Source organism: Mixta theicola, assembly GCF_002895925.1.
GTDB lineage: Bacteria > Pseudomonadota > Gammaproteobacteria > Enterobacterales > Enterobacteriaceae > Mixta > Mixta theicola.
This window is the reverse complement of record NZ_NWUO01000011.1, coordinates 36,269-47,499: the sequence shown is the minus strand read 5'-3', so window position 1 is coordinate 47,499 and position 11,231 is coordinate 36,269. Positions and strand designations below refer to the sequence as shown.

The 11,231-nt window shown below is 52.4% G+C and carries 12 protein-coding genes; 6 read left to right on the top strand and 6 right to left on the bottom strand.

Annotation, left to right across the window (positions count from 1 at the left end):
* Positions 1–8 precede the first annotated feature (8 nt).
* Entirely contained in the window at positions 9–1,427 is a 1,419-nt protein-coding gene (locus COO59_RS14750; protein WP_103060531.1) for a glutamate synthase small subunit, read from the top strand.
* A gap of 149 nt (positions 1,428–1,576) precedes the next feature.
* On the opposite strand, the gene sspB is transcribed toward COO59_RS14750, so the two are convergent.
* From sspB to zapE, 5 genes are all read right to left on the bottom strand, one after another.
* Entirely contained in the window at positions 1,577–2,065 is a 489-nt protein-coding gene (gene sspB, locus COO59_RS14745; RefSeq protein WP_103060530.1) for a ClpXP protease specificity-enhancing factor, read from the bottom strand.
* A gap of 5 nt (positions 2,066–2,070) precedes the next feature.
* Complete coding sequence (sspA, locus tag COO59_RS14740) at positions 2,071–2,712, bottom strand: stringent starvation protein SspA (RefSeq protein ID WP_103060529.1); 642 nt, start codon at positions 2,710–2,712, stop codon at positions 2,071–2,073.
* Positions 2,713–3,012: 300 nt separating this feature from the next.
* Positions 3,013–3,405, bottom strand: coding sequence for a 30S ribosomal protein S9 (gene rpsI, locus COO59_RS14735; protein WP_085068355.1), 393 nt, complete (start codon positions 3,403–3,405; stop codon positions 3,013–3,015).
* A gap of 15 nt (positions 3,406–3,420) precedes the next feature.
* Positions 3,421–3,849, bottom strand: coding sequence for a 50S ribosomal protein L13 (gene rplM, locus COO59_RS14730; protein WP_006121722.1), 429 nt, complete (start codon positions 3,847–3,849; stop codon positions 3,421–3,423).
* Between the two features lie 225 nt (positions 3,850–4,074).
* Entirely contained in the window at positions 4,075–5,199 is a 1,125-nt protein-coding gene (gene zapE / locus COO59_RS14725) for a cell division protein ZapE (RefSeq protein WP_103060528.1), read from the bottom strand.
* 174 nt (positions 5,200–5,373) lie between these two features.
* On the opposite strand from zapE, the gene zapG reads away from it, so the two are divergent.
* The 3 genes from zapG to degS all read left to right on the top strand — a co-directional run bounded on the left by zapG (position 5,374) and on the right by degS (position 8,401).
* Positions 5,374–5,775, top strand: a complete 402-nt coding sequence (gene zapG / locus COO59_RS14720) for a Z-ring associated protein ZapG (RefSeq protein WP_103060527.1) — start codon at positions 5,374–5,376, stop codon at positions 5,773–5,775.
* Between the two features lie 105 nt (positions 5,776–5,880).
* Positions 5,881–7,251 carry a serine endoprotease DegQ gene (gene degQ / locus COO59_RS14715; RefSeq protein ID WP_103060526.1) on the top strand — a complete coding sequence of 457 codons (1,371 nt, stop codon included), beginning with the start codon at positions 5,881–5,883 and terminating at the stop codon, positions 7,249–7,251.
* Positions 7,252–7,345: 94 nt separating this feature from the next.
* Positions 7,346–8,401 (top strand): outer membrane-stress sensor serine endopeptidase DegS, encoded by a 1,056-nt coding sequence (gene degS, locus COO59_RS14710; RefSeq protein WP_103060525.1) that lies wholly within the window; start codon positions 7,346–7,348, stop codon positions 8,399–8,401.
* Positions 8,402–8,519: 118 nt separating this feature from the next.
* Here degS and mdh read toward each other — a convergent pair whose 3' ends face one another.
* Positions 8,520–9,455: a malate dehydrogenase gene (gene mdh, locus COO59_RS14705; protein WP_103060524.1), complete on the bottom strand. Its 936-nt coding sequence runs from the start codon at positions 9,453–9,455 to the stop codon at positions 8,520–8,522.
* 445 nt (positions 9,456–9,900) lie between these two features.
* Between mdh and argR the strand changes: the two genes are divergently transcribed.
* Positions 9,901–10,371: a transcriptional regulator ArgR gene (gene argR, locus COO59_RS14700; RefSeq protein ID WP_038628827.1), complete on the top strand. Its 471-nt coding sequence runs from the start codon at positions 9,901–9,903 to the stop codon at positions 10,369–10,371.
* Between the two features lie 517 nt (positions 10,372–10,888).
* Positions 10,889–11,152: a peroxide/acid stress response protein YhcN gene (yhcN, locus tag COO59_RS14695; protein WP_103060523.1), complete on the top strand. Its 264-nt coding sequence runs from the start codon at positions 10,889–10,891 to the stop codon at positions 11,150–11,152.
* Positions 11,153–11,231 lie beyond the last annotated feature (79 nt).

Genomic DNA, 11,231 nt, shown 5'->3' with positions numbered 1-11,231 from the left:
AGGTCACAATGAGTCAAAACGTTTATCAGTTTATCGACTTGCAGCGCGTTGATCCGCCGAAAAAGCCGCTCAAGATCCGTAAAATTGAGTTTGTAGAAATCTACGAGCCTTTTTCGGGAAGCCAGGCGAAAGCCCAGGCGGATCGCTGTTTGTCATGCGGTAACCCCTACTGCGAATGGAAATGTCCGGTACATAATTACATCCCGAACTGGCTGAAGCTGGCTAATGAAGGAAGAATTATCGAAGCGGCCGAGCTATCGCATCAGACAAACAGTCTGCCTGAGGTATGCGGGCGCGTTTGCCCGCAGGATCGCCTGTGCGAAGGCTCCTGTACGCTTAACGATGAGTTTGGCGCCGTCACCATCGGCAATATTGAGCGTTATATCAATGATAAGGCGATGGAGATGGGCTGGCGCCCCGATCTGTCGCACGTTAAACCGACCGGTAAACGCGTAGCGATTATCGGCGCGGGTCCGGCTGGCCTGGCCTGCGCTGATGTGTTAACCCGCAACGGCGTCAAAGCGGTGGTTTACGATCGCCATCCGGAAATTGGCGGTTTGCTGACCTTCGGAATTCCCGCCTTCAAGCTGGAAAAAGAAGTGATGACGCGTCGCCGCGAGATGTTCACCGAGATGGGCATTGATTTCCAGCTTAATACTGAGGTAGGTCGTGATATTCAGTTAAGCGATCTGCTCGGCGATTTTGATGCGGTATTCCTTGGCGTGGGCACCTATCAGTCAATGCGCGGCGGCCTGGAAAACGAAGATGCGCCGGGCGTGTACGATGCCCTTCCTTTCCTGATTGCCAATACGCGTCAAATCATGGGTTTTGCAGAACTGGCTGAGCAGCCCTATATCAATATGCAAGGCAAACGCGTAGTGGTGTTGGGCGGTGGCGATACGGCGATGGACTGCGTGCGCACCTCTATTCGTCAGGGCGCTACGCACGTAACCTGCGCCTATCGTCGTGATGAAGAGAACATGCCGGGCTCACGCCGCGAAGTTAAAAATGCGCGTGAAGAAGGCGTGGAATTCCAGTTCAACCTGCAGCCGTTAGGTGTGGAAGTGAACGGTAATGGCCGCGTCTGCGGCGTCAGGGTTGCTCGCACCGAAATGGGCCAGCCTGATGCGCAGGGCCGTCGTCGCGCTGAAATCGTCGCGGGTTCTGAGCATATTTTGCCCGCTGACGCCGTGGTGGTGGCATTTGGCTTCCGCCCGCATAAAATGGAATGGCTGGAACAGTTTAGCGTTGAGCTGGACGCGCAGGGCCGTATCATTGCGCCGGAAGGGCATGAAAATGCCTTCCAGACCACTAATCCGAAAATTTTTGCCGGCGGCGATGCGGTACGCGGTTCTGACTTAGTGGTTACCGCGATTGCTGAAGGGCGTAAAGCTGCAGAAGGGATTATGAATTACCTGGAAGTCTGATTACGCTGCTGCCCGATAAAAAAAGCCCGCATTTTTATTGGCGGGCTTTTTTATTCGTCGAGCGAAAAACCGGCTGAAAGAGAAAACGCATCTACGCGCAACGGAGACGAAATGCGCGACATAAAAAACGGGCCTGAAGGCCCGCTCTTTTATTTAACGACGCGTAATGCAGGACGCCCACCGCGCGGCGGTGGATCGTCGTCAGGATTATCGCTGCCGGATTCGGCATCATCAGGACGGTCGCCGTCAATCACGGACATGACCGTTTCTTCCTGACCCTGTGACAGCTCATCCGTATCCTGTAGCTCATAAGCGGGTTCGGGCTCAAACATGGTGCCTGCCCCGTTCTCACGCGCATAGATAGCCAGTACCGCCGCGATGGGCACGGTAACCTGACGAGGAACGCCACCGAAGCGCGCATTAAAGCGCACTTCATCATTACCTAACTCCAGATTGCCCACGGCACGCGGTGCAATGTTTAATACAATCTGTCCGTCACGGGCATATTCAAGCGGCACCAACACGCCAGGTAGATTAATATCCACCACTAAATGCGGCGTTAGCTGATTGTCCAACAGCCACTCATAGAAAGCGCGCAGCAGGTAAGGACGGCGGGCGGTAAGCTGAGACATTTCCATAGCCGTTAGCCCCGGGCTTGCAGGCGCATTTCGCGTTCTGCTTCGGTCAGCGAAGCGAGGAAAGAGTCACGCTCAAATACGCGCGTCATATAGCCTTTAAGCTCTTTAGTACCGCTACCGATCAGTTCCACGCCAAGCAGCGGCAAACGCCACAGCAGCGGAGCCAGATAGCAGTCTACCAGGCTGAATTCTTCGCTCAGGAAGAAAGGCGTACGCGTAAACAGCGGCGCAATAGCCAGTAGCTCTTCACGCAGCTGCTTACGTGCCGTTTCCGCCTGCTGAGCGGAGCCGGTTTCGATGGTGCGCATCAGGCTGTACCAGTCCTGCTCAATACGATGCATCATCAGACGGCTGTCACCACGTGCGACCGGATAAACAGGCATCAGCGGCGGATGCGGAAAGCGTTCGTCGAGGTATTCCATAATGATGCGTGATTGGTACAGCGTCAGCTCACGATCGACCAGCGTAGGCACGGTACGATACGGGTTGAGGTCAATCAGATCCTGCGGCAGATTATCCATTTCAACCTGCTCGATCTCTACGCTGACACCTTTTTCTGCCAGTACGATACGCACCTGATGGCTGAAAATGTCAGTCGGACCAGAAAACAGCGTCATTACCGAACGTTTGTTGGCAGCGACAGCCATGAAAACCTCCAAGTTTATCCAGAATACAGTGCGAATAGCCAACCGCGCGGCGACTAACCTGCTTGACGAAACCACCCGCTAGCCGGAGCTACATCAATCCTCTTCCTGTCAGGACGCTCTCCGTTTAACGGGCGCAAAGTGACAGTCAGTTTACCAGATTTTAGGCAGCTTGTGGCGATGGGAAAAAAGAATTGCCGGTAAAAAGGCGGGATTTACTTTTGTTTTGCTGCTCTTTACGCATAAAAAAACCCAGCGCAAAGCGCCGGGTTTTTGTAATTGCTGCTGCCGGGGCAGAAACAATTAACGTTTGGAGAACTGCGGACGACGACGTGCTTTACGCAGGCCGACTTTCTTACGTTCAACTTCACGAGCATCGCGAGTAACGAAGCCTGCTTTACGCAGTTCGCCACGCAGGGACTCGTCGTACTCCATCAGAGCGCGGGTGATACCGTGACGGATCGCACCAGCCTGACCAGAGATACCACCACCTTTAACGGTGATGTACAGATCGAATTTACCAACCAGATCCAGCAGTTCCAGCGGCTGACGAACTACCATGCGGGCAGTTTCACGACCGAAGTACTGTTCCAGAGAACGCTGGTTGATAACGATGTTACCGCTACCCGGCTTGATAAAGACGCGAGCGGAAGAGCTTTTGCGGCGACCAGTGCCGTAGTTTTGATTCTCAGCCATTGCCTGTAATCCCGATTAAATGTCAAGAACTTGCGGTTGCTGTGCCGCATGGTTGTGCTCGTTGCCCGCGTAAACTTTCAGTTTACGGTACATAGCACGACCCAGCGGGCCCTTCGGCAGCATACCTTTAACCGCGATTTCAATTACACGCTCAGGACGGCGAGCAATCATCTCTTCGAAGGTCGCTTGTTTGATACCACCGATGTGGCCGGTGTGATGGTAATAGATCTTATCGCTACGCTTGTTACCGGTTACGGCAACTTTTTCTGCGTTCAGAACGATGATGTAATCACCAGTATCAACGTGCGGAGTATATTCCGCTTTATGCTTGCCACGCAGACGGCGAGCCAGTTCAGTCGCTAAACGACCTAAAGTTTTGCCCGTCGCGTCAACGACATACCAGTCACGTTGGACGGTTTCTGGCTTAGCTGTAAAAGTTTTCATCTAAAAGCTTACCCAAATTAAGTTACACGTTGGTGAAATCCCAAACGCTTGAATAAACGGTTGAGGCTCACACGACCTTATCGACCAGCAAGCCACCCCCTCGGACAGTTTTGCCGGTGCTACAAAGTTTCTGGGAAAAAAAACTTTGCCGTAACGTGGGGTCGCAAGATTATAGAGAAGTCGTTGCCAAAGATCGATCACTTTTCAACAAAAAAAGCGCCCCGCTCAGGAGAGATGCTTTAACCGCAAATACTCTTCGCTTTGCATCTCCTGCAGACGCGACAGGCAGCGCTGATATTCAAATTTCAGCCGCTCGCCCTGATAAATATCAAACAGCGAAGCCTCAGCGGAAACCACCAGTTTTACGTGACGTTCGTAAAATTCATCCACTAACGCCAGAAAACGGCGCGCCCGGTCTTCGCTGCGCGCCTGCATAACCGGCACATCCAGCAGCAGCACGCTATGAAAACGCCGCGACAGTTCGATGTAATCATGCTGACTACGCCCTTCCCCGCACAGCGTGGCGAAGTCGATCGCCAGTATGCCCTTTTCTACACCCTGCGTCGGCAGCTGGCGATGATTAATCTCCAGCACCGGTTTCTCTTCTGCCTCCTGTCCCGCCAGCGCGATAAACATGCGGCTCATAGCCTGGCGCGTTTCCTCACTCAGTGGCGACATCCAGAGATGCGCTGAGGTTAACGTACGCAGACGGTAATCGATGCCCGCATCGACGTTCATAATTTCGCAATGCTGCTTAATCTGTTCAATGGCGGGTAAAAAGCGCGCGCGCTGCAGGCCGTTGCGGTATAGCTCATCAGGCGGAATATTAGAGGTCGCTATCAGGGTAATGCCGCGCGCAAACAGCGCCTCCATCAGGGTGCCCAGCAGCATGGCATCGGTAATATCAGAAACAAAAAACTCATCGAAGCACAGCACATCCGCCTGTGCTTTAAAGCGGTCCGCCACAATTTCCAGCGGATCGCTTTCACCCTGCAGCGCGGTTAACTCTTCATGCACCCGCAGCATAAAACGGTGAAAATGAAGCCGCAGCTTGCGTTCACCAGGAATAGACTGAAAAAACAGATCCATTACCCAGGTTTTGCCGCGTCCGACGCCGCCCCACATATAAAGCCCGCGCACCGGCTGCTGACTGTTTTTTTCTTTTCCCAGCAGCTTATTTAGCTTGCCGCGCCAGCCTGACGCTGGCTGCTGTACTGAAGGGCGACGGGCGATAAGCGCCTGCTGAATCGCATCTAAGCGGCTAATCGCCGCATGCTGGACTTCATCAGGCTGATATTCACCTTTATCCAGCGCCTGCTGATAACGCGTCAGCGGAGACATCGTTTGCATTCGTGATCCTGCTTTCCTGAAAAATGTCAGGCAACTGCCTGTTTGTCGAAAAAAAGTTCGTTCTACCCTAAGCGATGCTGCCGCAGGATTCCACTTCCATAAGATTAACGGTTATAGTGGCTACTATTGAAGTGGAACGCCCTACGGAACAACGAGGACAATACGGGAGTCATTATGACCTGGGAATACGGGCTAATTGGTTTAGTCATTGGTATTATTATCGGCGCTATCGCCATGCGTTTTGGTAACAGGAAATTGCGCGAACAGCGCAGCCTGCAGTATGAACTGGAGAAATCCAAAGCGGAGCTGGCAGATTACCGTGAAGAGCTGACCAACCACTTTGCCCATAGCGCAGAGCTACTGGATAACATGGCGCGTGATTATCGCCAGCTCTATCAGCATATGGCAAAAGGATCTAACGATCTGTTGCCTAATTTGCCGGGTGAGAAAAACCCGTTCGCTTATCAGCTTACCGAAGCGGAAGCGGATAACGATCAGGCGCCGGTACAGATCCCTCGCGATTATTCAGAAAATGCGTCCGGTCTGCTGCGTGGTGAACGTACCCCGCGCAATTGATCTACGGGGCGCGTCAGCGCCCTGTTTTCTTTTGTTTTTTCAAGCCAGCAACCTGAGCTGGCATGCAAGATCTTCCCCCTGTTGAGCAGCGAGAGCGTCGTAACGATGAAGAAAAAATCATTATTGTTGAGCGCGGTAGCCTTATCCGTTGGTTTAAATCTGACCCTGGCGCCTTCAGCCATGGCGTCGCTGCCTGCCCAGGTTCAGAATCAGGCGCTGCCCAGCCTGGCGCCAATGCTGGAAAAAGTCTTGCCGGCCGTGGTCAGCGTGCATGTTGAAGGCACGTCAACCGAAGACGCGACGCAGGATCTGCCTGAGCCGTTAAAACGCTTTTTTGGTCAGGGACAGGGCGAGGCGCAGCCGCAGCCTTTTGAAGGCTTAGGGTCGGGCGTGATTATCGATGCGCAAAAAGGCTATATATTAACCAATAATCATGTGGTTAACGGTGCCGATAAAATCAGCGTCCAGCTGAGCGATGGCCGTGAATATGACGCTAAGCTGTTGGGGCGCGATGAGCAGACTGATATTGCGCTTATTCAGATACAGAACGCTAAAAACCTGACGCAGATAAAAGTCGCGGATTCCGACCAGCTACGGGTCGGCGACTTCGCTATCGCCATCGGTAACCCCTTTGGTCTCGGCCAAACCGCAACCTCAGGCATTATCTCCGCGCTGGGCCGCAGCGGCCTGAACCTGGAAGGTCTGGAAAACTTTATTCAGACCGATGCTGCGATTAACCGTGGCAACTCAGGAGGGGCGCTGGTGAACCTGAACGGTGAGCTGATCGGCATCAATACCGCGATCCTCGCCTCCAGCGGCGGCAATATTGGTATCGGCTTCGCGATTCCCGGCAATATGGCTATGGAGCTGGCTAAGCAGCTGATTGAGACCGGTGAAATAAAACGCGGTCAGCTGGGCATTAAGGGAACGGAAATGACCGCCGACATGGCGCGCGCCTTTAACGTTGATACCCAGCGCGGCGCCTTTGTCTCGGAAGTTCTGCCTAAATCCGCTGCGGCAGCCGCAGGGATTAAGGCCGGCGACATTATCACTTCCGTGGATGATAAGCCGGTTACCAGCTTTGCCGAGCTGCGGGTAAAAATCGGCACTACGCCGCCGGGTAAAGAGGTAAAAATCGGCCTGCTGCGCGAAGGGAAGCCGCTTAGCGTCACGGTGAAGCTTGATGCCAGCGCGCGTACCATGACCAGCGACGAACTAATGACGCCAGCGTTACAGGGCGCTTCGCTCAGCGATGGTCAGCTACCGGACGGTAATAAGGGCGTCAAGGTAGATAGCGTACAAAAAGGGACGCCGGCCGAACAGATCGGTTTGCAAAAGGATGATGTCATCATCGGCGTTAACCGCACTCGCGTTCAGAACCTGGATGAGATGCGTAAGGTGCTGACCAGCAAACCGCCTTTCCTGGCGCTGAATGTAGTACGCGGCGGTGAAAGTATCTATCTGCTGCTGCGTTAAAAAAGAGCCGTATCATGTTGCGGACACAAGCCCGTGTGTGTCCGCGTAACTCATGATATTCTGCCCCAGTTCTTTTCCGATATAGCTTAACATCATGTTTCTTAAACTCTTGCGCTCGGTAGTTCTGGGGCTGATCGTCGCAGGTATTTTACTGGCGGTGATGCCCGCGTTACGCATCGGCAACAGTTTGCTTTCCTCACCTGAAAGCAGCGCCGATCAAACGCCATTTAGCTTTAATCAGGGTGTACGCCGCGCCGTTCCGGCAGTGGTAAACGTTTATAACCGCAGCGCGTCGAGTAATAACGGACGAGGCATTACTACGCTCGGCTCCGGCGTGATAATGAATAACAAAGGTTATATTCTGACTAACCGTCACGTCATCAACGGTGCCGATCAGATTATCGTCGCGCTACAGGACGGGCGTTTTATTGAAGCAATGCTGGTTGGCTCTGATAGCCTGACCGATCTGGCGGTGCTGAAAATCACCGCGACTAATTTGCCGGTTATTCCCATTAACCGTGAACGCATCGCTCACGTAGGCGATATAGTGATGGCTATCGGTAATCCCTATAACCTTGGGCAAACCGTTACGCAGGGCATTATCAGCGCCACCGGCCGCGTCGGTTTAAGCCCTTCCGGGCGGCAAAACTTCCTGCAAACCGACGCGTCGATTAACCGGGGCAACTCCGGCGGGGCGCTAATTAACTCGCTGGGCGAGCTGATGGGCATTAATACGCTCTCTTTTGATAAAAGTAATGATGGAGAGACGCCCGAAGGCATCGGCTTTGCGATTCCCACCGCGCTGGCGACAAAAATTATGGATAAGCTTATCCGTGACGGGCGCGTGATTCGCGGCTATATCGGCATTACCGGCCGCGAGGTTCCTCCGCTGCATGGGCAGAATGCTGGTATCGATCATATTCAGGGGATTGTGGTAAGTAACGTTTCGCCTGAGGGCCCGGCGGCCAAAGCCGGTATTCAGGTTAACGATCTGATTATTAGCGTCAACGGCAAGCCCGCCGTTTCTGCACAGGAAACCATGGATCAGGTAGCTGAGATACGTCCAGGCTCGGTCATTGATGTGCGGGTTATTCGTAACGATCGGAAACTGACGCTGAAAGTCACCATTCAGGAATATCCGGCGCAATAGCTGGCAAGTAAAAAGGAAGTCTTACGGCTTCCTTTAAAAGCAAGGCAACGAATCTGCGCTTCGGGTTGCCTGACAATAAAAAAGGGAGCCCTGCGGCTCCCTTTTTAATATTCGTTTTTTACTTAACGAACTCTTCGCCCAGCTGAATATCTTTCTTCAGCGTGTCCAGCATGTTTTCCAGCGCTTTTTGCTCAAAATCGCTCAGCTGGCCAACAGGACGACGCTCGGCAACACCCTCTTTACCCAGCAGCAGCGGCTGCGAGAAAAAGCGTGCATATTCGCCATCGCCTTCGACATAGGCGCACTCAACTACGTTGCTTTCGCCCTGTAGCGCACGTACCAGCGACAGGCCAAAGCGCGCAGCGGCCTGCCCCATCGACAGCGTAGCGGATCCGCCGCCCGCCTTCGCTTCAACCACTTCAGTACCCGCGTTCTGGATACGTTTGGTCAGGTCGGCCGCTTCCTGTTCGCTGAAAGAAACGCCGGGCACCTGTGAAAGCAGCGGCAGAATGGTGACGCCGGAGTGTCCGCCCACGACCGGTACATTCAACTCGGTCGGCTGTTTGCCTTTCAGCTCGGCCACAAAAGTATTAGAGCGGATAATATCCAGCGTGGTTACGCCGAACAGACGATTTTTATCGTAAACGCCCGCTTTTTTCAGTACTTCTGCGGCAATGGCAACGGTGGTGTTAACCGGGTTAGTAATTACCCCGATCAGCGCTTTAGGACAGGTTTTAGCCACCTGTTCAATCAGATTGCGTACGATACCGGCGTTAACATTAAACAGATCGGAGCGATCCATACCAGGCTTACGCGCCACGCCGGCAGAGATCAATACCACATCGGCGCCCTGCAGCGCAGGCGTTGCATCTTCACCGCTGAACCCTTTGATTTTAACCGGCGTAGGAATGTGGCTTAAATCAACGGCCACACCGGGCGTTACGGGAGCAATATCATACAGAGAGAGTTCTGAACCCGCAGGCAGCTGGGTTTTCAGCAGAAGTGCGAGTGCCTGGCCGATACCACCAGCCGCACCGAGAACTGCAACTTTCATCCTAAACTCCTTATTATTGTGAGCAGAAAAATGTTGGAATCCAGCGGGGTACCATGCTGGACGACCTGAGAAGTAATAGCGAGGACGTTGTCATCGTTTTGCGTAGCAAGACACAAACTGCTGGCGAAAACGGGTGAAAATGACCGCATTACGTACAGGTCTGACACTGAGCGTAACCGGATAAAGATAGATTAATCAGCAATACCTTACACCGTTCGCGCTTAGCAGAACAACATCAATTTTATAACAATTCCTTCACTTCATCCGTCATAGCTATGCGCTTAGCGTAAATTTTCTCTGCGCTGAAAGTCTGGTAAAATGCGCGCCCACCGCGCGGTAAAGCTGTTATTCGCCGCAGCGTATTTGCATAAACATTCATCCAAATGCATAATAATGTATCGCCTGCTGGCCGGGCTTCACAGCATTTTTATATTATCGGTAGCCTATGCGTAACCCATCGAAACAAGAAGATCTGATTAAAGCGTTCAAAGCTTTACTTAAAGAAGAAAAATTCAGCTCGCAGGGCGAGATCGTGACCGCCCTGCAGGAAGAAGGCTTCGACAATATCAATCAGTCGAAAGTCTCCCGTATGCTGACCAAGTTTGGTGCGGTGCGTACCCGTAATGCGAAGATGGAAATGGTCTACTGTCTGCCAGCCGAACTGGGGGTGCCGACCACCACCTCTCCGCTTAAAAACTTGGTGCTGGATATTGATTACAATGATGCGCTGGTAGTGATTCATACCAGCCCCGGCGCAGCCCAGCTGATCGCCCGCCTGCTGGACTCCTTAGGAAAAGCAGAAGGGATCCTCGGTACGATTGCGGGTGATGACACCATTTTTATTACCCCGGCACGCGCCTTTACCGTTAAACAACTTTATGAAGCTATCCTGAATCTGTTTGAACAGGAGCTGTAAGCAAAGCGGGATCGCTGGCATTCGGAGCTAACGATCCCGTTTCTTTCCCCACCGTTAACTCGCCGCTATTACTTTTCTTGTCCAATGGGCTGCCGATCCGCCGCCTTCTACTCTTATTTCCTTATTGCGATAAGGCGCTATCAGCGCCAAATGGAATAAGGCCACGTCGCCCAGTAGCCCGCCATAGCGCCTCCTTCGCATATTATGCTGCTTTTATGGCTGTACCATAGTGCATATGACTGCTTTTATTTTTTCACTGGTGGATTTAACCAGCAGGCAAAGCACAAATAGATAAAGTGACACATCCCTTTGTTTTTACTAAAAAATAACGCACATCGTACACATTATAACCGCTTGTTATAACTTAACGTTATAAAAAGGGCGTCATTGGCTAAAGCGTCACAACAAAACATTATTAGCAGAGTATTAATTTCTGACGTTATTAGTTCTATACTTGTTTTCGTGATGCGAATCACAGAGCAAATAAAGACAAAAACAGAAGACGAGGAACAGATCAATGAACATTAAAACTACCATCGCAACCGTAGGGCTTCTTTCTACCCTGTCATTCGGCGCTTTCGCAGCAGAATCCATTAACGCCGATCAAGCGCAAAATCTGCAGCCTGTAGGGACGGTAAGCGTTAGTGGCGTAGCGGGCACGCCGATGGATATTCATCAGGCGCTGCAGGCAAAAGCCGAACGTCAGGGCGCCAGCGCGTATCGCATTATCGAAGCGCGTAACAATGACAACTATCACGTGACTGCTGAGCTGTATAAATAAGCGAAACGCAACCGTCGGTTGCATAACGGTTTAACGCATCTACGACTCAGGCAGCCTCAGAAAAAACAATCGCTATCAA

Coding starts and splice junctions, on each gene's coding strand:
- argR (WP_038628827.1), top strand. CDS start 9,901: ATGCGTAACCCATCGAAACAAGAAGATCTGATTAAAGCGTTCAAAGCT.
- zapG (WP_103060527.1), top strand. CDS start 5,374: ATGACCTGGGAATACGGGCTAATTGGTTTAGTCATTGGTATTATTATC.
- degQ (WP_103060526.1), top strand. CDS start 5,881: ATGAAGAAAAAATCATTATTGTTGAGCGCGGTAGCCTTATCCGTTGGT.
- COO59_RS14750 (WP_103060531.1), top strand. CDS start 9: ATGAGTCAAAACGTTTATCAGTTTATCGACTTGCAGCGCGTTGATCCG.
- degS (WP_103060525.1), top strand. CDS start 7,346: ATGTTTCTTAAACTCTTGCGCTCGGTAGTTCTGGGGCTGATCGTCGCA.
- rpsI (WP_085068355.1), bottom strand. CDS start 3,405: ATGGCTGAGAATCAAAACTACGGCACTGGTCGCCGCAAAAGCTCTTCC.
- rplM (WP_006121722.1), bottom strand. CDS start 3,849: ATGAAAACTTTTACAGCTAAGCCAGAAACCGTCCAACGTGACTGGTAT.
- sspB (WP_103060530.1), bottom strand. CDS start 2,065: ATGGAAATGTCTCAGCTTACCGCCCGCCGTCCTTACCTGCTGCGCGCT.
- sspA (WP_103060529.1), bottom strand. CDS start 2,712: ATGGCTGTCGCTGCCAACAAACGTTCGGTAATGACGCTGTTTTCTGGT.
- mdh (WP_103060524.1), bottom strand. CDS start 9,455: ATGAAAGTTGCAGTTCTCGGTGCGGCTGGTGGTATCGGCCAGGCACTC.
- zapE (WP_103060528.1), bottom strand. CDS start 5,199: ATGCAAACGATGTCTCCGCTGACGCGTTATCAGCAGGCGCTGGATAAA.
- yhcN (WP_103060523.1), top strand. CDS start 10,889: ATGAACATTAAAACTACCATCGCAACCGTAGGGCTTCTTTCTACCCTG.